A 20,281-nucleotide genomic window follows, 5' to 3' on the forward strand; every position below is an offset into this window, starting at 1 on the left:
ATATGCAGATACTGGCTAACCCCCGCCTATTGTGAAGGCGTGTCTTTCTCGAGCGTCAGCAACCTCGGCCCCCATTCACGGTCGTAGAACGGCGCTGTGCCTGCGGCCTTCATGGAGAGATGTTCAGGCGATCCCTTGAGGAAAACGCGAACTTCGGCTGGCAACTTGCTCTTGTAAGCACCTTCGATAGCACCTGATATTGTCTCTGCGATCCGGCAGTCTTCGCTTGCTAGGATGGCGATTCGCAGCGGCCGAGTCAGCAGCTGACTGAGATCAGCTTCGAGGAGATAGGCCTTCTCGACTTGGCTGATTCCAGCCAAGCAGGTCATCAGTTTGCTGGTCAGCAAATGATGGTTCTTGGCAATGGCGGCGTTTTCAGCTGCGCCAGGCATCAATCTCGTCGAACCTCCAGCTTGCGCAACGCTTGCCAAGGCGCGTGTCAGGTCATCAGCCGAGAATTGCATGTCGTATGTCGACCCGGGATTGACGTGGCAGTGTGTGTTTGGGTTTGCCTCAAGGAGACTCTGTACGTTGACGCTATAGGCGGAGCTTCCCGGCATCGGGGCTTTGCTCAACGCTTCCTCTGAAGTAAACAGTGGTATTACCTCCGCGCCGTCGTAGCGAATCCATGCGACGGTTTGACTGTTCCAAACCGTTGGTGTCTCACCCTCCGGATGCTGGATAAAAACGAACGCGTTGCTCGCTAGGAGCTTTTTCAGGAAGCGTGGTCGGGTTCCCGGCTCCATGAACGCACGCTTCAACATTCTTTCAAGGTGTCCGGTTGTAGCCACTACTTCCTCCTGTCGGAATCTGGTGAGGTGGACAACTGCCATAAGCAGTCGCCGCTTCCCGAAGTTTGGATCGCCGCAACAAGGAGATCGTCATGCTTCGTCGCTGTCATTTCGTTCTATTTGGCGTGGTGGTGACCAATGTTCCGAGAGCTTTCCGTCAGTGCTGGTGTCAAAGATTGGTTCCAGAACAAAGGCAGGGCTGGCCAGCTCATGCCACCCTGCCTGGAAAACCTCGTTGGTTGACGGGTAGTGCCGCAGAAGCCACTTGGCCTCACTGCGAACCGGAGCCGGAACTCGGCGGTTGCCGAGTAGCTGCGTCAAGAACTCTCTCGTTTCAATAACTGCTCTCGATCGCTCGTATGGCAGCGTCATGACTGCGTCGCTTGCGCGTTCGTCGAGTACTTCAACTGATGCTCGCGAAACAGGGGAGCATATCGATTGAGGAACAGTCTCATGGTGCCCTTGTACTTCAGCGCTTCTCCTGGGAGCGATATGGCGAGCGCCTTCGCAATACTGAGGGCATAGGAAATCTGGCTCTGGGTCGGGGGTTGGAGATCGTCGTCCAGGATGCTGGCCAGACTGGTGACCAACCGCCACTCGAATGGCGCGTTGCTGCCCGTGCTCAGGCAGCGCTCTAGCTGGATGCCCAAGGCTTCGCGGTGATCCCAGCTCATCGCGATATCCAAGGACAGATCCAGATCATCATCGACCAATCGCAGCGGCATCGTCGTGTTACCTTTCGATACTTATATGTAGACTACATCTAAAGGAGTAGTCCTAAAAGTATCATCTGTTTACGGTCACCGCATGGACAAGGTGACGCTACAGACCAAATTAGGTACCGCCGTGCGCGAGCGTCGACAAGCCCTTGAATACAGCCAGGACACCTTCGCTGATGCCATCGGCATGCACCGCGCCTACTACAGCGCCATCGAGCGCGGCGAGCGGAACGTAACGCTGGCCACCCTCGCCAGGGTGGCAGAGGGGCTGGACGTGCCGATCGCCGCGTTAATGGCGGAAGCCAAGCTTTAGGCCCTGCCGCCGGCATACCGCTTGGCTCAGGACTACCGGGAACACAATCATTGAATATCGAGTTGAGAAAGACCTTATGGGCCGCGGCCGACAAGCTGCGTTCCAGCATGGACGCGGCCGAGTACAAGCATCTGGTGCTCGGGCTGATCTTCGTGAAGTACATCTCCGATGCGTTCGACGAGCTGCGCAGTGGTCTGCGCGTGGCGCTGGCTGATCCGGAATCCGAGTTGTACCTCGACGACCCCGTGGTACGGGCCGCCGCGGAAGAGGATCGCGACTACTACACCGCCGCCAACGTGTTCTGGGTGCCCGAGCAGGCGCGCTGGGAAAACCTCCGCGCACACGCCAAGCAGGCGAACATCGGCCGCCGCATCGACGCCGCGCTGGACGCGATCGAGGCGGACAACCCCCGTTTGAAGGGCATCCTCGACAAACGCTTCGGCCGCGCCCAATTGGAGCCGGGCAAGCTCGGCGAGCTGGTCGACCTGGTCTCCACGATCGGCTTCGGCGCCGGCGACAAGGCCAAGGATGTGCTGGGCGAGGTGTACGAATACTTCCTCGGCCAGTTCGCCAGCGCCGAAGGCAAGAAGGGCGGCCAGTTCTACACGCCCGCCTCGGTGGTCAAGGTATTGGTGGAAATCCTCGGCCCGCACAAGGGCAAGGTGTACGACCCATGTTGCGGATCCGGCGGCATGTTCGTGCAATCGGAAAAGTTCGTGGAGAGCCACGGCGGTCGCTTCGGCGACCTGAGCATTTACGGCCAGGAAGCGAACCCGACCACGTGGCGACTGGTGGCGATGAACTTGGCCATCCGCGGCATGGATTTCAACCTCGGCAAGGAGCCGGCCGACACCTTCCACCGCGACCAGCACCCGGACCTGCGCGCCGACTACGTGCTGGCCAACCCACCGTTCAACATCAGCGACTGGGGCGGCGAGCGCCTCGCCGACGACCGCCGCTGGCAGTTCGGCACGCCGCCCACCGGCAACGCCAACTACGCCTGGCTGCAACACATCCTGCACCACCTGTCCGCGCGCGGGCAGGCCGGCGTGGTGCTGGCCAACGGCAGCATGAGCTCCAACCAGAACGGTGAAGGCACGATCCGCCAAGCGATGATTGAGCGCGACGTCGTCGAGGTGATGGTGGCACTCCCGCCTCAGCTCTTCTTCAACACCCCGATCCCCGCCTGTTTATGGTTTTTGGCCAAGAGCAAAGCAGGTAACCAGCACTTGCCCGACGGTCAAAGGGCTGACCTCCAACTCCGGGATCGCAGGGGGGAGGTGTTGTTCATCGACGCGCGCAAGCTCGGCCGTTTGGAGGGGCGCGTGTTCCGCGTATTCGATGATAAGGACATCGAACAAATCGCCGACACAGTCCACCGCTGGCGCGCGCCCATGAAGCCTGCCAAGAGAGGCCGTCGAACAAGCAAACGGCACGACGATGGCCTATATGCCGACATTCCCGGCTTCTGCCGAAGCGTGTCGCTCGCCGAAATCGCCGAGCACGGCTACGTGCTCACCCCCGGTCGCTACGTGGGTGCGGAGGATATCGAGGACGACGACGAGGCATTCAACGAGAAGATGAATCGGCTTACTGCGCAGCTTGCCGAGCAGATGGGGAAGGGTGTGCAGCTGGATGCGTTGATCCGGGAGAAGCTGGAGGGCATCGGGTATGGGGCCTGAGTTTCGACCACTCGGCGAGTTTGTCTCGCTTGTCTCTGGCAATACCCCGTCAAAAGCAAACCCTTCCTATTGGGAAGGCACAATCCCTTGGATTTCGGCGAAGGACATGGGCGACTTCTGGATTGAAGACGCAGAAGACCACCTGACGCTTGCCGGTCTTGCGGTAGCTTCGCGACTCGTGCCTACGGGAACGATATTGATGCTGACTCGTGGGATGACGCTCCACAAGCGTGTCCCCATATGTCGTGTAACAAAGCCATCGACGTTCAATCAAGACGTAAAGGCAGTGTTGCCGAAAGCGGGCCTCTCTGCGCGGTTCGTGCCCTACCTCCTTATGGGGAATCATGATCGTCTGCACGAACGCGTTGACTCTGCAGGACACGGCACTGGAAGGCTAAACACCGAGACGATCACATCGTTTCCAGTCTACATACCATGCCAAAGCGAGCAGGAAGCTATCGCAGACCTTGGCGAGGCGCTCGATGAGCGCCTTCGATTACTGCGCCAAACCAACGCCACCCTCGAAGCCATCGCCCAAACCCTGTTCAAGTCATGGTTCATCGACTTCGACCCCGTGCGCGCGAAAGCCGAAGGCCGCGAACCCGACGGCATGGATGCCGCCACCGCTGCGCTATTCCCCGACTCCTTCGAAGATTCCCCGCTCGGCCCGATTCCGCATGGTTGGCAGGCGCGTTCGCTCGATTCCATTGCAAATTATCTCAACGGTCTCGCGCTACAAAAATTTCCACCCGAGAGTGACGACGAGTTCCTGCCGGTCATCAAGATCGCGCAACTACGCGCCGGAATTGCCACCAATGCTGATCGCGCGAGCGCTCGACTGAAGCCGGAATACGTGGTTCGCGACAGCGACGTACTTTTCTCGTGGTCAGGTTCATTGGAAGTGGAGTTCTGGTGCGGTGGCGACGGCGCCCTTAACCAGCATTTGTTCAAGGTGACCTCCACCGAGGTCCCCAAATGGTTCTACTACCTCGCCACACGCCAGCATCTGCCAATGTTCCGACAGATTGCGGCTAGCAAGGCCACCACCATGGGGCATATCCAACGGCAACACCTCACGCAAGCAAAGGTCGCTGTGCCGCCGTTGCTGGTGCTGAAGGCAGCAACCGAAATCATCGAGCCCTTGCTAGATCGACGTATCTCGAACTCGCTACAAATGCGTCAACTCGCCCAGCTCCGCGACAGCCTGCTCCCCCGCCTGATCTCCGGCAAGCTGCGCCTGCCCGTCGCACAGAGTCTGATCGAAGAGACCGTCGCCTGAGGTTGCGACCGAACCCGCACAAAAGGGCTGTGCGGCCTTGACCACGTAAGCAAGGGGATTGCCCCTTGTTCCCCGAATGGTCCATCCCTATGTGCTGTACATGAAGCGCGTCGCTTAATTACCCAACATCGGGGGGAAGCATGGAGCGGTCATACTTTCTGAAGGAGCTGGCGCAGACCGGCTATAACATCGGGTACGCCGCCAAAAAACACTTGGCAACCTACGACATTGTCGAAAAGGCACCAGGGTGGATCAGTTTGATTACCTTAGGATTCGGCGTTTTCGCGCTCGTCATTCCAGCGCTGGAAAACCATATTCTTGCGGCGGCGTTGCTCCTGATTGGTATTGCTGCCTTCTACTTCAATTCGTATCAGGATCAGCGCGCCCGCTATGAAAGCGTGGGTAGCCGCCTGACCACATTGTTTACCGAACTTCGTGGGCTTTACTACGAAGTTAAAGGTCGTCACGACGGAGACAATCTGGCTGACCTTGAAGCCAAGTACCGCGAAGCCCTGGCCGAGTCGCAGTGCATCGGGATAAGCAAGCAGATCTTCCTCAGCGACTGGTACGCGCATTACAAGTTTTTCTGGCAGGCTCAGATCGACTGGCTGGACGAGCAACTTCACTTCAAGTTTTGGCGAGACAAGATTCCACTGTCACTATCCGTCACGGTGCTCATGGTCATCGTCGTGGCGGCCCTTGGCTTGACACACGCCCATATTTGCTTCGCAAATGGAGTTGCAAAATGAGCATCGCCAGCCTCTTCAAAGATTTTCGCTTGGCGCTGTCGGTTAGCAACGCCGCCGACATCTCCCAGAAGTACTGCAGCATCACCACACGGCTCAATGCCGACTTCTGGGGTATTGATTCGGATCAGCGAAATAGCCTTCAAATCGGGTCTTACGGCCGCCACACAGCCATCGATGGCGTCAGCGACCTCGACATGGCTTTCGAACTGCCTGCAGCCGAGCTGGAGCGTTACAAGAAGCTTGAGGGCAATGGGCCATCCAGCATGCTTCGTGAAGTACGCGAATCGCTCAAAAAGCGCTACCCAAATACAACTATCAAGGCGGACGGCCAGATAGTCGGGGTCTTTTTCGATCGCTACCACATCGAAGTCCTGCCGGCGTTTCTCAACGCAGATGGCAACTACATCCACGGTGACACGAACAATGGCGGCTCGTGGAAAGTCACCAAGCCTCGTCCCGAAATAAAAGCAGTCAACGATCTCAACAAGGTTACAAACGGTAACCTGAAAGATGTCAGCAAGATGCTGCGCGCGTGGAAGAACAAAGCCGGCGTTGGAATTGGCGGACTGCTGATCGACACGTTTGCCTACAACTTCTTTTCGCAGTCGAACAAGTTCAACGAAGCCACCTACAGCACGTATCCAGACTTGTTCCTGGGTCTCTTCACCTATCTTGGCGCGCTGCCGGAGCAGGAATACTGGATCGCACCAGGGAGCGGCCAGCGTGTCAGGTGCAAGTCGAAGTTCCAGGCAAAAGCAAAGAAGGCGGCCAAACGATGCCAGGAGGCCATCGACGCTGTGGGTGATGCGGCGCAAGCGAAGTTGTGGCGGAAAATTTTCGGCCGGCATTTCCCGAAAGTCACTGCGATGGCGGAAGCAGCTGCGGCCGATGATAGGGACGGTGAGCAGTTCATAGAGGATCTCTACCCAGTCGACATCCGCTACGACATTGAGCTGGATTGTGAAACCAAAGAGGCCAATGTCCTTCGCGATGCGCTACAAAAAATGCTACGGTCAAGGCAACGCGTGCCGGTCGGTCGCCACTTGCGCTTTCATGTTGTCAATTGCGACGTACCCGGTAACTATTCCCTTTTCTGGAAGGTGCGCAATCGAGGAGCCGAGGCCATTCGACGCGATCAGCTGAGAGGAGAGATCACTCCGGATCAAGGCAAGCGGGAGCGAACCGAGACCGCATCTTTTCCTGGTGAGCACTACGTCGAGGTGTACGCAGTTCAAGATGGCGTGGTGGTTGCCAGAGACAGAATCGGGGTGCCGATCTAAAAGCCTGCGCCGGCTAGTGACGAGGTGGCTACGCCCGACTAATCGGGCGTACCTCGCCGATCAAACCAGAGCAATCAACAGCGGAGGTGCGTGATGTCCGGATCAGGTGGTGGTTTCGGAGGCGGAGCGAGCGACGAGGTGCCAATTGCTTGCGAGCGTCTCATTATCGAAACGGCAATTTCCTCTCCGAAGGAAGCCGTCATCAAGAACTTGTCGATCAACGATGTTCTACAGGTCGAACTCGAGCAACTGGGTGCAACCAGCGTAGTCACCCTGACCTACCAGGGCCAAAGGGCTGGTGGCATCACGCACGCCCAGACCAATCGTCTGCGAGAATGCATTCATGCGGGAACCAAGTACGTCGCCACAGTGATTTCCAAGTCCGATGGCCAAGTTCGGGTTCGCATTAAACCGGTCTAGCAGCGGCATCACTACAGGGGAGTTTGAGATGCTGACGATCGTTGGTGGTGTGTATCGGGAGCGATGCTTACGGCCCAATTGGGACGAGTTCTATGGCTCTGCGGGACGTGCCGCAAGCGCGATCGCTAAATTGGCCGGCAAGGTTGCTTTGCACAGTTATATGACCTCCCAAGCGAAAGTGGTCTTGGACGATAGGAAGGTTGCGGAAGGATTCGACGTCTACGACACCGAAACGACTGAGGGTGTCAGCTTTTACTATGAGCATGGACTGGCTCGACCCAAATTCGGGCGCCCCACGAGGCAACTGCCTCCATTGCAGGTCAAGAGTGACCACGTCCTTCGTTACGGCATGATGGAAGGCACGGCCGTCATCCATGCGGATTACGCCGTATTCGATCCGCAGAATGTCGATGGACCAGAGTCCTTCCACCAGAACGGGTCTACCGCCAGTCACCTGGCGTTGGTGCTGAACAGATACGAGGCACGTGCGCTGCTCGGAGTGGCTGATAACCTCTCATTGGATCAGGCTGCCCAGCGACTGGCCCAACAGGAGAATGCCGAAGTCGTGATCATCAAATGCGGCCCACAAGGCGCACTTGTATGGCATGACGGCAAGATCACTCAAGTCCCGGCCTACGAAACTACCAATGTTTGGAAGATCGGTTCTGGCGACCAGTTTGCCGCGAACTTCGCCTATGCGTGGATGGAAGAGCAGCGAGACCCCGTAGCAGCTGCAGATCGGGCATCCCGCGCGACAGCGTTCTACTGCCAACATCTCGGTTTTCCTACTGCCTCCGAACTTGATGGCTATAAACCCGACCCTATTTTTGTGTCGGACAATTACAAGAAGGGAGTTCGACGCAAGGTTTACCTTGCCGGGCCGTTCTTCACGCTTGGTGAGTTGTGGGTGGTCGATCAGGCCCGCCGCAGTTTGCTTGACATGGGATTGGAGGTCTTTTCTCCCTACCATGATGTCGGCCCGGGCGATGCCGCGGACGTCGTGCCCAAGGACATTATGGGCATTCACGATTGCGACTTGTTGCTGGCCATCATGGACGGCACCGATGCTGGTACCGTCTTCGAGGTCGGCTTCGCCCACCGCGAAGGAAAGCCAGTGATCGTTTATGCCGAGAACGAGACGACCGAGAACCGCAAGATGATGATCGGCTCGGGGGGCTTCATGTGCAGGGACTTCGTCAGCGCGATCTACAAGACCGTGTGGGTCGCCGCATCTCTATGAAGACGGCGCTGCTACTTTCCGGCGGTATGGATTCCATCGCTCTCGCGTGGTGGAAGCGCCCCGAGTTGGCATTCACGGTCGACTACGGTCAGCTCGCCGCCACTGCCGAGATCAGTGCTTCAGCTGCTATCTGCAGTGCCTTGGACATCCCGCACACGGTGCTCCGTTTCGACGCCAAGGCGTTGGGTTCCGGTGACATGGCGGGTACCGCAGCCGACCCGAACGCGCCGGCCAGTGACTGGTGGCCGTATCGCAACCAGTTGTTGGTGACCCTGGTGGCAATGAAGGCAGTGGCCACCGGTGTTCAGCGGCTCTGGTTGGGGACCGTCGCATCGGACGGCATCCACAAGGATGGCACTCCCGAGTTCTTTGAAAACATCAATCGCCTGCTTTCTCACCAAGAAGGCGGCATCGTCGTTGAAGCACCAGCGATTGGCCTGCGAACGGTGGATCTGATTCGCCAGTCGGACATTCCACGGTCCATGCTCGCGTGGGCTCACAGCTGCCACAAGGCTGATGTACCTTGCTGCAACTGTCGTGGCTGCAATAAGCATTTCGAGACTCTGCAGGAGCTGGATACTGATGTGGCCACTGGGGACTGACCCGATACCACGTTCTGCGCCCGGCCTCTACAGCCCTATCGAGTGGGAGGTTAAGGGGCGTCGCTCACTTGCCGTTTCCGATGGCGGAGCGTTAGCTGCCATGGCTACCACGCTTGACACCCGACATAGCCACCGAACATTTGCGCCTGTTCCTGAAGCACTGCTAGGTGCTTTGCTGTGGCATACCGCTCGGACCAAAGAAGCGGCCCGATCTCCACTCGGATTCCAGATCGAACATCGACCAACACCCTCGGCGGGCGCTATTCATCCCATCCATTTGGTCATCCAGCTCACAGATGAAGAGAGCTGGGCGCGTTACAACCCGCAGAACCACAGTTTGGACCTTCTCGCGAAGGACGACAGCCTTTTTCAGCCATTGGTCGACTGCAGCGAGCAGGTGGTGCCACGGGGCGGTGGCCACTTGATCTTGTTCGTGGCCGAGCCGGGAAAAACTGCCGCCAAGTATGAGAACCCAGAAAGTCTAATCTGGCGCGATGCGGGGGTTCTGCAAGGCAGCCTCGCCCTGGTCGCCGCGGCCTTGGGATTGAACTACTGCCTGCTTGGCATCACGGGCAACCCGTGGGTCGCCCAGCTATCCGATCAGGGCAAGCTGCAGGGAGTCGGCGTCGCGATCCTTGGGGCGAAACCTTGATGTCGCATGCTTTTGCTTGAACTTACCCTCGGGCAATGACTCCAGCACTGTCGCGACGGTGCGCGGGGACGCCATCATTTCCCACCAAATCACCGCATCTAGTTCCGACGAGCGCACGCCCAAGGCCTTGCTAAAAGCAAGGAACTGCTGTTCCAACTCGAGGTAATGGCGCTCAACCGTCAGTCCAGCATCGAGGAACTTCGCAAGGGCGCCGGCGCGCAAGATGTGAATGTCCAAGATCGCCACATCATCGGCATTGAGCCAGTTGCGGGCAATCCAAGAGGCAGTCTTGAACCCGATTCCCGGTATACCAAGTAGCCAATCCCGCAATTCCCGCCCAGAGTTCTGCGGCGAGGGTTCGACCATCAGTCGCTCGAACGCTGCGGCAAGATAACGTGCCTTTTGCGCCGCAAAACGATAACGGATCTGCTTGCCATCGACTTCGATCGGCTCCGACAACCAGTCGCGCAAGGTTGCTTCATCCTGGTTAGGCCTTTCAAACGCGCCCTTGGCCTTCAAATGCTCGAAAGCCCGGAGTCCGATGCGAGCCGGGATGCCGTGGCCACCCAACAGACAGGCACCGACTTCTTCGCGCAAAGTCCGTCCCAGTCGGTAGTTGATCGAACGCGCCTCAATGCGTCGCGCGATGACTTGGTAGGCCCAGTACGCCGGAGAAGGGAATGCTTCGACGTATCCCCATTGAACACCCGGCATGACCTCTGTTTCGGGTGGCGGCAAATCGACACTAACCGCCATCGATTCCAGCATCACGTAAGCGCGCTGCATGGGCTCCTCCAATCCGAGAATCAGAACCCGCGAGACAAACCACGGGTAAAGGACCGCTGCGCCGCAAGCACTCCTAACCGCCATTCAACCATCCGGAACGCTAACGACCGGTGATTACGGCTGAAGGGTGGGCGCATGTGCTTGCCCGCAACTTTCTTACGAGCGAAGCATGCCATAAAGTATGCCTATATGCCTAATAAGAAAGCCCCCATTCACCCCTGGATGGCACAGCTCCCAGCTGCGTTACGGGCACGCATGGACGTTGAAGGACATACTCAGAAGGACGTAGAAGACGCCACTGGCGTGCCACAACCGCAGATTAGTCGCGTCCTTAACGGACGGCGCAAGCGACCAACCGATGCGATGCGAAAGTTATGCATATATGCTGATTTAAAAACGGCAGAAGAAGCCCTTTCAGGCTCGACTGAACTCTCTGGGCTGCTACATCAGGTCATCGCTGGTGGCCCACAAGCAACGGCGTGCGTGACCGGAATTCTCAAAAGTCTGATGCCGCTGCTAGGAAATCCAACACAACGCAAGCGGAAGAGGTAGTGTCACGAAAGGATGCAGCGCATCAAAGTTCGTAACATGCTCTTAGTTCTTGGACTTCGCTTTTTTGCATTCGCCGCTTAGTGCGAGCGGTGGCGCTGCTCAACCAAGCAACAGCTCCGTCCGCTTGCGCGACAACCACCGCTCCGTGTAGTTGTCGCGCAAATCACGGCTCAGCCTTGCCTTCAGGTGCGCACTCATCGCACCAAGGGAAACCAGCCGATCGATCCAGCCGCAGCGATGGGCAAAACGCACGGCGGCCATGTCCGGGCTGTTGAGCAGCCAGGCTGGCGCGGCCAGGGTTCCCGCGTAGATCAACAGATCGCGCTCGCCAGCATCGAGGGTGGGATGACCGTGCGCCATATTGAATGTCACCCGCTGTATTTCGGTGATCGATTCGACATGGGTCAGTTGCCCGCGTAGCACGGCCTCGTCGATCCAGTGCTCGGGGTCGCGGTTCTGGTAGCCGGTCTGGGTTTCCTCGACCACCTTGGCCACGGTATGCAACGCGAAGTATTTCGCCAGCGGTATCCAACAGCCGGTCTGATGCGCTTCGAGAATGACGTTGGTGTCGACCAGCACGACCTGTTGCGGTTGGAAATCCATTCCGTGCCGACCGCTTACAAATCGAACGGCGTTTTCAGGCCGTGCTCGGTAAACAGGACGGCCAGGTCATCCAGGTTGGTGCCGACTACATCTGCCGCACGGCGTACCGATAGATGACCCTGCTCAATGCCCCAACCCAACGTTGCCACGAAGCGGCAACTGAAGCGGGGCGGCAGGGCGGCATCGTTTGCGGCCGCATCCATGCGCAGCAGGCCGTCGTCGATGCGTTGCGCGGCGGCGTTCTTCAACAACCCCAGCACAACAAGACGCCATTTCATCGCGGGGCCACTGACACCAAGCTGGGCAGCAGCGTCGCGGATCCAGCGGGCTTGGGCCGCGGCATCATTCGAAGGCAAGGCGGCCTTGTCGATCAGGCTGACCACGGCGTGTCGCGGCATCAACAGACCACCGGAGAAGTTGTCCGCCAGTTTCTCGATGCGCCTTTGTTCCCGGGAGAGATTGCCCTCCTCCTCGATGTGCGCCGGTGCCATCTCGCGCCACGTGATGAGGTGGAAAAGCTCGTGGCCCATGTCGAACGCACGGCGCCCGGACGATTCGCGACGGTTGATGAGAATCGTGTTGAGTGGCCCCAGCTGACACGCCGCACCGGACACACCAACTACCGTATCGACATGCAGGATCAGCGTATCGAGCTTCTGCTCCAGTACGGACGCCAGGTTCGCCGCCGGTACGTCACCCAGGCCGAGTGATCGCGAAACGGCGTCACCCTCGTCGGCAGCCTCCTCGAACGAGCTCTTCGGGTTAAGGCCAATCTGGGGCAGCAGGGAATTCACCGACTCGCCCTTGAGTCGGCTCAGGTGCCGATAGGTGGCGATCCAGCCGCCGGCACGCTGCTCGAAAGCACCGAGGTCATCTGCTCTGGCGGCCTGACGCCAGGAGAAGCTGGCTTCGCCGGCGAGCTCGAAGGGGTCGGTGAAATAGCCAGGGTCGACATCGAAAAACTCGGCAGCGCGTACCAGATCCACTGGCGCAACCTGACGCTTGCCCAACTCGATGTCGGACAAGGTTTGGCGGTCATTGAAGCCCAGGGCTTGGGCCAGGTCGGTCTGATTGACCTCTCGGCGCTCGCGCAATGCTTGCAGGCGGCGGCGGATCGTTGCTTGGTCCATAGCGGCACCTCCAGTTGCAGAATTTTATCTTGCAAAAGTGCTAAATGCAAGAATTTTTGCAAGTGCCAGCAGATGTCTGTAGCGATTCGGCGCTCACATTCGCCCCTCATTGCTGTCCCATTTGGCTAAAGTCTGGAATCGCTTTTTTTTGCATGCTTCAGCTCGACTGAGCCGCGCATCATCACCACGGACATGCTTCGGCCCATCGGGTCACAGGGGAAGCGATGACACCGATCCTGCTGGAGGACCACCTGGAACAGGCTGCGTTGCAGTGGCTGGCCGGTCTGGGCTGGGCGGTAGCGCACGGCCCGGACATCTCACCGCCGGATGCGCACACGCCAGGCAGCGAGCGGGACAGTTATCGGCAAGTGGTGCTCGAGCACCGGCTGCGCGACGCGATCCGCCGGCTGAACCCGCAGATTCCCGCCACGGCGCAGGACGAGGCGCTGCGGATGGTGATGAATCCCGACATCCCAAGCGCGTTGCAGGCGAACCGCCAGCTGCACCGCTGGCTGACCGAAGGCGTGCCGGTGCAGTTCCAGCAAGGCAACGAGACGCGTGGCGACCTTGTGCGGCTGGTTGATTTCGACGATGTGCGCGGCAACGACTGGCTGGCGGTCAACCAGTTTTCGATACAGGGGCCGAAGCGCACGCGGCGACCGGATTTGCTGCTGTTCCTCAACGGCCTGCCGATCGTGCTGCTTGAGTTGAAGAATCCGGGCGACGAGAACGCGGATATCTGGTCGGCGTTCAACCAGGTGCAGGCGTATCGGGAAGACATCCCCGACCTGTTCACCTACAACGCGCTAGTGGTGATTTCCGACGGCATCCGCGCACGGATGGGTTCGCTCACCGCCGACCGTGAACGCTACATGGCGTGGCGCACGATCGATGGCGTGCAGACCGACCCGTTGGGCGAGATGCGCGAGCTGGAAACGCTGGTGCATGGTGCGTTCGATCACGTGTTGCTGTTGGACTACCTGCGCAACTATGTCCTGTTCGAGGACGATGGCGTGCTGGTCAAGAAAGTAGCCGGATATCACCAGTTCCACGCAGTGCGCGCGGTGGTGGAAAGCGTGCTGACGGCATCGAAGCCTGGTGGTTCGCGCAGGGGCGGCGTGGTGTGGCATACGCAGGGCGCAGGCAAGAGCATCGAGATGACCTGCCTCGCTGGCGCGTTGATGCAGCACCCGGCGATGGGCAACCCGACCATCGTGGTGGTGACCGATCGCAATGACTTGGACAACCAGCTGTTTGGTGTCTTTGCCGGCGCCGTCGACCTGTTGCGCGAAACACCGACGCAAGCCGATACGCGGCCACGCTTGCGCGAGCTGCTGGGCAACCGCCCTTCCGGTGGGATCATCTTCACTACGATCCAGAAGTTCACGCCGGGCGAGGACGAGGATGTCTTTCCGGTGCTATCCGAACGGCAGAACATCGTGGTCATCTGCGACGAAGCGCATCGCACCCAATACGGCTTCGAGGCGAAGCTGACCGGGGATCCCGGCAAGACCCGGCCCGTGAAGATGGCGGCTGATGCGGCCGGCTCGGTGGCGACGGCAGCGCTGGTGTCCTACGAGACATCCGCCAGTTATGCGAGCGGCGTGCGTTACGGCTATGCCCAGCACCTGCGTGATGCACTGCCGAACGCCACCTTTGTCGCGTTCACCGGTACGCCGGTATCGCTGACCGATCGCGACACCCGCGCCGTGTTTGGCGACTACGTGCACGTGTACGACATCGAGCAGGCGGTAAAGGACGGCGCCACGGTGCCGATCTACTACGAGTCACGGCTGGCGAAGCTGGAACTAAGTGACGGTGACATCGAAGCGCTTGACGAAGAGGTCGACGAGCTGAGCGAAGGCGCAGCAGATGATCCCTCACATGTGGCGCGCATCCGCCGTTGGGCAGCACTGGAGAAGGTGGTGGGTGCTGCGCCACGCATCCATAAGGTGGCCAGCGACATCGTCGAGCATTTCGAGAACCGCCTGGCGGCGATGGACGGCAAGGCGATGATCGTGGCGATGAGCCGCGAGATTTGCGTGCATCTGTACGACGCTATCGTGGCGTTGCGCCCCGAATGGCACGACGCCGATCCCGAAAAGGGCGTGATTAAGATCGTGATGACCGGCTCGGCCGCCGACAAGCCGATGCTCAAGCCGCATGTGTACCAGAAGGAAACACGCAAACGGTTGGAACATCGCTACAAGAACGCCGCCGATCCGTTCAAGCTGGTGATCGTGCGCGACATGTGGCTGACCGGCTTCGATGCGCCCTGCCTGCACACCATGTACATCGACAAGCCGATGCGCGGGCACAACCTGATGCAGGCTATCGCACGGGTCAATCGTGTATTCAAGGACAAGCCCGGCGGCCTGGTGGTGGACTACATCGGCATTGCCAACGAATTGAAGCAGGCACTGGCCGACTACACTCAGGCCAAGGGCAAGGGCCGACCAACGATCAAGGCCGAAGAAGCGCTGGATGTGCTGGTAGAGCGAATGGAGCTGCTGCGCGGCATGCTGCACGGCTACGACTACGTGAACTTCCGCACGCAGGCCTGGGCGCTTTTGCCGGGCGCGGCGAACCATGTGCTGGGACTGGATGATGGCAAGCAGCGTTTCGCCGACCAGGTGCTGGCAGCCACCAAGGCGTTTGCGCTGTGCTGCACGCTGGATGCGGCGCTGACCTATCGCGACGAACTGGCGTTTCTGCAGGCGATCAAGTCAGCGATCACCAAGCATGCAACCACTGACAAGAAGCTCAGCGACGAACAGAAAGAACATGCCCTGCGCCAGATCATCTCGCGCGCTGTGGTGTCCGACCAGGTCATCGACATCTTTGCAGCCGCCGGCCTGAAACGTCCGGACATCGGTGTACTGTCGGAGGAGTTCTTGCAGGATGTGCGCCACATGAAGGAGCGCAACCTCGCGGTGGAACTGCTGGAACGGCTACTGAAGGGCGAGATCAAATCACGCTTCAAGACCAACGTCGTTCAAAGTGCGAAATTCTCGGAGCTTCTGCAGGCATCGCTGACGCGCTATCGCAACCGTGCGATCGAAACGGCCCAGGTGATCGAAGAACTGATCGCGATGGCAAAGAAATTCCAGCAGTCTTCCGAACATGGGGACGCACTGGGACTCAATCGCGATGAAGTCGCCTTCTACGATGCGCTGGCGAACAACGAATCCGCCGTGCGCGAACTTGGCGACGAAACGCTGCGCAAGATCGCCGTCGAGCTGACCCAGAAGCTGCGCAACTCCGTCACGGTGGATTGGGCGGTGCGTGACTCAGTGCGCGCCAAGCTGCGGGTGATGGTGAAAACCTTGCTGCGTCGCTACAAGTACCCACCGGACAGGCAGGATGAGGCGGTGGAGATCGTATTGCGGCAAGCTGAGACTTTGACGGGCGCTTGGGCAGGCGCGGCGCAGTCAGGCTGAAAGCGGGGCCTGTCTACGCTCCTATTCGACCTCTGACAAATAGCCACCAAGTCATCGCCGCCGCATGCGTGTCACCTTTCCTACCGTGCTAGTCGGCGTAGGGGTACGTGCGTCAAGCTCAAGCAACAAGCTGGCCTGGATGCTGTCTTTGGTGACGATTTGTGCCTGAAGCTCCCGAATATGCTCCCTTGCGGCTTCGAGCGCGCGCCTAAGGTCTGTCGCGCGAGGCCCATTCTCCAGGAGTGCCTTAACCCGATTCCGGAATTTCTGATAATGACACCCATCGAAAGCAATCAAGGTGCGGCTATGCCCTGCCTCTTCGGCAACTACCGCATACGAGAGGCGAAGCTTTCCCCTTTCTGCGAGTTCCACAAGACGTGGTGAATTCGGCGTGCCTGAGAGCACGCGCTGTAGTGCCGCTTCAAGTTCCGCTTCAACAGCTTTGTCGGATTTCATTGGTCGAACCTCACTCTGCCGCCTTCCTCGTCAGAATCGCGACCATCGTTTTCGCCTGATCGTGGCGCCGTTTGACTACTCGCATGGCTGGATCGTTCTGAAGGCCGTCCAGTGCCCTTGCGTACGCCAACTCGCGCTCCTGCCAAACCTCAAGATGCCGGTTGTCAGCGATGAAGAGCTTGCAGCCCGCGCAGACCGATGGTGACCGAAACGCCACATTCGGGCCGCGCCGTGACCAGTGACTTCTGTTGCCAAGTTCGTGACATCGTGACGCCTCCGGCTGCAGAGGCAGAAAGCAGTGTCCGTACGGCAAAAGGAAGATTCGCAGGTCGTTCTCGATCACGAACGCTTCCATTGCTGCCAGGTTCCCCTCGACTTTTTGCTCGCTTAGCTCGTCGCGGAAGCGTTGGACATGTCTCGCGACGCTTCCAACCGCCGCCCTGCGGCCTTCTGCGAATTCGAGCATGAATCGAGCGCTCTCCATCACCCGCACGCTATCGAGCGTATCGATGAGATCCACATCGTTGCCAATGTAACCGCGTTCCGTCATGGCCATGCTGAGATGGTGGAAATGGCGGGATATCGCTGGCAGCAATCCCGAATTCACCCGGAACAAAAAAAGCGCAAAGGTGGTGCGCCAGCGGTGACCACGCAGACGGTGCTGCTCTAGGAATTCCACCCGGCTCGCTTCCGACGCGCCCGAGAGGTCACAGTGCTCCCGCACGAAGTCCTTCTGCAGCTCGGTCAGCGCTACAACCGTCATGCGACCAACAGATGATGGCTTCCGGGGAAGACCCTTCGCGGCACTAAACGTAACCAACAGTTTTGTCGTCCCTCGCAACCGCCGCCACGGCATGTACAGCTTCCACAAAACCTGGAACGCCCGGACGGGCGGCGGGAGGTAGACGCTCCCCACACTTCTCGCGCCGATCACCCATCGGGTTCGGGTCTTGCTCTGCTTCGCTTCGACGCTCCGGCAATAGAAGATCTCCATCAATCGATCAGATGAGATCTCCGATTCGATGCAGTCTGGCAGTGGTTGGCCCTCATCGGATCCGGCTTCCAGTCCACACATCTCGTGCGCACGCATACCCGTGAATCCCTGGATGCATACGATTGCCGCCGACTGGACGGTGATGACCAGGCGGCGAAGGAGCTGGTTCCCTTCGAGTATCGTCTCGCGCCCGTCACGTAGAGTCCGCGGCGTCGCTTCGAGCGTTGCTCGCCAGGGATCGACCTCCCCGTCAATCTTCGAGAACGCAAAGTTGTCCATCACATCGAGTGCTGCGCGATACTTTTCGATGTGGCACCAAGGACCATCCCCTTTCCCAGGGGCGTTATCAAACGCGTGCAAGCAACAATCCTGCAACTCCATAACGTCATCGGCCGGCACGCCGAGAAACCTTATTGCCGAGCCGAAGACCGGGATTGCGACCTCGTCAGGGATCGGATCAAGCTTGCCCCGGCGCTGAAGGTCAAGTTCATTGCGTACCACGTCGTCTACCGCACGACCGTCATAAGGTGCCTCACATGGTGGAACAACTCCAAGCAGCCGAAGGGCCTGGCGCTGTCGGTACACGTACACCAGGATGGTGAGACGCGTCCACGCGCTTGCGTTGGATACGACACGCGGCCTCGTCTTCTTCTTCGTCGGATCAACTTGCTCATGATTGTCGACGTAATACTGGACGTAATCCCAACTCTTTGCGGAGTCGATTTCTTCGATGGAAGGCACTCCTTCAACGATCATCCACGAACAAACACTGGCAATACCCTGCTCCAAACTGTTCAGCGAGCCAGCCGCGATCGCCTTCCCTTCACGCGGGTCGTGGAGCATCGTCCAAACCAAGCCCTTGAACTCCGTGAGCAAGCTGCTGTTTTCCTCATCGGTCAAGGACGATCCGTCCGGAAGCGAAATATCCCAGCTGATCGTCCCGTGACGATCTCGCTGCCCGGCGACGCCATGCGGTACTCGCCAAATGTTGTCCATGAACGTGCTTAGGTCACTGACTCGCAGCGTCGCGAGTACACGAGCAGGGTTAGATTTCGGTGTACCGATTGCGGGAACTTGCATCGCATTAGTCCAGTGGCGGCAAAGGTGGAATGAGCAACCGTTCCGCTTCGACTAGCACGGCCTCGTCGGTAAACTGCGGCAACCAGAATTTGACTAAGCGCTCGTAGCTTTCGTGCCACCGAAGACCCCAGGCCTGTTCGCCGAGGTCCTCGCGGGAGGTCTGATGCAGCGCCTTGAGCTGCAAGAGGCGCGCGAGTGCATACGGGCTGCGGACGTCGATCAACCCGAGCGGACACACCGGACACTGCCCATACGCGCCGCACAACGATCCTTTGCGCTCGCCTCGCATCGGGCTATCAAGTGGATCCAAGCAGCGGAATCCTGGTGTTGCGGCCGCCAGCTCATCACTCACAGGCGCGTTGCGTGGGTCAATCCTTCCATCGCTGAACACCCAGCGCTCGCGCTGCATCATGCCAGCCACAAGTTGTTCGGTTTGACGTTGCTTAGCAGCGCCGTATCGATAGTGCCTATCGGTGACGGAAACTCCGCTGTGTTGGAGTAACGCGCCGAGCTGGCGTATGTCGCCATCGTAGAGTTGGTCGGCGAGTTCCGCGCCACTCTCTCGGATCGAGCGCAAACCTCGCCACCTGAAACCTCCTGCCTTGCAGAAGCCGAGGAGATGCGAGTGGAATTGGATCGACTTACCGCGACCCATCTGATGAAGCGTTTCGACGCCGCTCGCCCCCTTTTTATTTCGCGGCACATACAGCCAAAGGTGGTTCTTGAGGTTTTTTGGGCAAAAATCCCGCAACCGCTTCGTCCATCGAATCACGAAAGCGATCAAGCGGTAGGGACTATCAGGCTCGTTCGACCCGGAAAAGCTCGACCGCTGGATCTTGCCGGCACGATACTTCATTCCCTTGATGAGTAACCTGCCGGTTCCCATCACAGACTTGAATTCCAAGTCGGGTATCTCTAAATCGAGCAACGGCTGGGTGTTTAGAAGCGTCCCGAAGCCGACCAGAAAGACGAACTTTGTGAGATCGCCTGCAAGAGGTGACAGCGCACGCGCGATCCTCTTGTAGCCGAACTCTTCCGTTAGATCGAACAACTCGCCGGCCTGCTTTTTGAGAACCTTGCGTTCCGGGAGGTAACCACCTGACAGGTGCGCAACGCGTAGGAAGGCCATACCTACAGTTCGCGCTCGACTCGGCAGGCGATTCTCCGCAATTCGAGGATTGAGCCGTAGAGCTTTTTCTGCGGATCCCCAAACCGCCTCGACTTCCTCCATTTGCGTCGCGGCCAGGTCGCGGCAATAGCGGAAGAAAGCAGTATCGTCTTGTTGGTTCCTGACCTTCGCTGCTTTGCTTCCGTTTGAGGCTCCGGGCCAGGGGTTGCTTGGGACTTCGCAATCGTCCGGCAGCGATGATCTGTCGTGCGTCTTCAGGTGGCGGATCACCTTCCGCAGCGCGCCAAGATAGTGGTTACGCGTATCCAGGTTGTAGTGGTAGCGTAGCCTTCCCCGTCAAGTAGCGCACTCAAAAGGAGAAGTTTGCCGCTCGCAGTGTTCGCG

19 protein-coding genes are annotated in these 20,281 nt (G+C 58.9%); 10 read left to right on the plus strand and 9 right to left on the minus strand.

Annotated elements, in window-relative coordinates:
• Positions 1-26: 26 nt before the first annotated feature.
• The 3 genes from ASG87_RS19095 to ASG87_RS03245 all read right to left on the minus strand — a co-directional run bounded on the left by ASG87_RS19095 (position 27) and on the right by ASG87_RS03245 (position 1,516).
• Positions 27-791 (minus strand): SseB family protein, encoded by a 765-nt coding sequence (locus ASG87_RS19095; RefSeq protein WP_162258307.1) that lies wholly within the window; start codon positions 789-791, stop codon positions 27-29.
• Positions 792-881: 90 nt separating this feature from the next.
• Complete coding sequence (locus ASG87_RS21220; protein ID WP_082582719.1) at positions 882-1,163, minus strand: BPSL0761 family protein; 282 nt, start codon at positions 1,161-1,163, stop codon at positions 882-884.
• On the minus strand, positions 1,160-1,516 hold the full coding sequence (locus tag ASG87_RS03245) for a hypothetical protein (RefSeq protein ID WP_056000737.1): 357 nt from the start codon (positions 1,514-1,516) through the stop codon (positions 1,160-1,162). Before ASG87_RS03245 ends, ASG87_RS21220 begins: the two co-directional genes overlap by 4 nt.
• 82 nt (positions 1,517-1,598) lie before the next feature.
• Between ASG87_RS03245 and ASG87_RS03250 the strand changes: the two genes are divergently transcribed.
• The 9 genes from ASG87_RS03250 to ASG87_RS19110 all read left to right on the plus strand — a co-directional run bounded on the left by ASG87_RS03250 (position 1,599) and on the right by ASG87_RS19110 (position 9,727).
• Positions 1,599-1,823, plus strand: a complete 225-nt coding sequence (locus ASG87_RS03250) for a helix-turn-helix transcriptional regulator (RefSeq protein WP_056000740.1) — start codon at positions 1,599-1,601, stop codon at positions 1,821-1,823.
• A 50-nt stretch (positions 1,824-1,873) separates the two neighbouring features.
• The gene (locus ASG87_RS03255) at positions 1,874-3,505 is read left to right on the plus strand and encodes a class I SAM-dependent DNA methyltransferase (protein WP_056000743.1); all 1,632 of its coding nucleotides are present in this window, start codon (positions 1,874-1,876) and stop codon (positions 3,503-3,505) included.
• Positions 3,495-4,784 carry a restriction endonuclease subunit S gene (locus tag ASG87_RS19105; protein ID WP_082582720.1) on the plus strand — a complete coding sequence of 430 codons (1,290 nt, stop codon included), beginning with the start codon at positions 3,495-3,497 and terminating at the stop codon, positions 4,782-4,784. The genes ASG87_RS03255 and ASG87_RS19105 overlap by 11 nt, the downstream gene beginning before the upstream one ends.
• A 140-nt stretch (positions 4,785-4,924) precedes the next feature.
• On the plus strand, positions 4,925-5,533 hold the full coding sequence (locus ASG87_RS03265) for an SLATT domain-containing protein (protein WP_056000746.1): 609 nt from the start codon (positions 4,925-4,927) through the stop codon (positions 5,531-5,533).
• Entirely contained in the window at positions 5,530-6,813 is a 1,284-nt protein-coding gene (locus ASG87_RS03270; protein ID WP_056000749.1) for a nucleotidyltransferase, read from the plus strand. The genes ASG87_RS03265 and ASG87_RS03270 overlap by 4 nt, the downstream gene beginning before the upstream one ends.
• 93 nt (positions 6,814-6,906) lie before the next feature.
• Complete coding sequence (locus ASG87_RS19790; RefSeq protein WP_157510861.1) at positions 6,907-7,233, plus strand: hypothetical protein; 327 nt, start codon at positions 6,907-6,909, stop codon at positions 7,231-7,233.
• A 28-nt stretch (positions 7,234-7,261) separates the two neighbouring features.
• Positions 7,262-8,473, plus strand: coding sequence for a PfkB family carbohydrate kinase (locus ASG87_RS03275; RefSeq protein WP_056000808.1), 1,212 nt, complete (start codon positions 7,262-7,264; stop codon positions 8,471-8,473).
• Positions 8,470-9,075 carry a 7-cyano-7-deazaguanine synthase gene (locus ASG87_RS03280; RefSeq protein WP_056000752.1) on the plus strand — a complete coding sequence of 202 codons (606 nt, stop codon included), beginning with the start codon at positions 8,470-8,472 and terminating at the stop codon, positions 9,073-9,075. Before ASG87_RS03275 ends, ASG87_RS03280 begins: the two co-directional genes overlap by 4 nt.
• A 100-nt stretch (positions 9,076-9,175) precedes the next feature.
• Positions 9,176-9,727 carry a nitroreductase family protein gene (locus ASG87_RS19110; RefSeq protein ID WP_162258308.1) on the plus strand — a complete coding sequence of 184 codons (552 nt, stop codon included), beginning with the start codon at positions 9,176-9,178 and terminating at the stop codon, positions 9,725-9,727.
• On the opposite strand, the gene ASG87_RS03290 is transcribed toward ASG87_RS19110, so the two are convergent.
• From ASG87_RS03290 to ASG87_RS03300, 3 genes are all read right to left on the minus strand, one after another.
• Positions 9,668-10,513, minus strand: a complete 846-nt coding sequence (locus ASG87_RS03290; RefSeq protein ID WP_056000811.1) for a hypothetical protein — start codon at positions 10,511-10,513, stop codon at positions 9,668-9,670. The two genes, ASG87_RS19110 and ASG87_RS03290, sit on opposite strands and share 60 nt — an antisense overlap.
• Positions 10,514-11,164: 651 nt before the next feature.
• Positions 11,165-11,668, minus strand: coding sequence for a hypothetical protein (locus ASG87_RS03295; protein ID WP_056000758.1), 504 nt, complete (start codon positions 11,666-11,668; stop codon positions 11,165-11,167).
• A gap of 14 nt (positions 11,669-11,682) precedes the next feature.
• Positions 11,683-12,798, minus strand: a complete 1,116-nt coding sequence (locus ASG87_RS03300) for an XRE family transcriptional regulator (RefSeq protein WP_056000761.1) — start codon at positions 12,796-12,798, stop codon at positions 11,683-11,685.
• Positions 12,799-13,022: 224 nt separating this feature from the next.
• Between ASG87_RS03300 and ASG87_RS03305 the strand changes: the two genes are divergently transcribed.
• Entirely contained in the window at positions 13,023-16,238 is a 3,216-nt protein-coding gene (locus tag ASG87_RS03305; protein WP_056000764.1) for a type I restriction endonuclease subunit R, read from the plus strand.
• Between the two features lie 51 nt (positions 16,239-16,289).
• Here ASG87_RS03305 and ASG87_RS19795 read toward each other — a convergent pair whose 3' ends face one another.
• The 3 genes from ASG87_RS19795 to ASG87_RS03315 all read right to left on the minus strand — a co-directional run bounded on the left by ASG87_RS19795 (position 16,290) and on the right by ASG87_RS03315 (position 20,167).
• Positions 16,290-16,694, minus strand: a complete 405-nt coding sequence (locus ASG87_RS19795; protein WP_157510862.1) for a hypothetical protein — start codon at positions 16,692-16,694, stop codon at positions 16,290-16,292.
• A 10-nt stretch (positions 16,695-16,704) separates the two neighbouring features.
• Positions 16,705-18,588 (minus strand): hypothetical protein, encoded by a 1,884-nt coding sequence (locus ASG87_RS03310; protein ID WP_056000767.1) that lies wholly within the window; start codon positions 18,586-18,588, stop codon positions 16,705-16,707.
• A gap of 184 nt (positions 18,589-18,772) precedes the next feature.
• Positions 18,773-20,167, minus strand: coding sequence for a hypothetical protein (locus ASG87_RS03315; RefSeq protein ID WP_157510863.1), 1,395 nt, complete (start codon positions 20,165-20,167; stop codon positions 18,773-18,775).
• Between the last annotated feature and the right edge of the window lie 114 nt (positions 20,168-20,281).

This window comes from Frateuria sp. Soil773 (assembly GCF_001428405.1).
Taxonomy (GTDB): Bacteria; Pseudomonadota; Gammaproteobacteria; order Xanthomonadales; family Rhodanobacteraceae; genus LMSL01.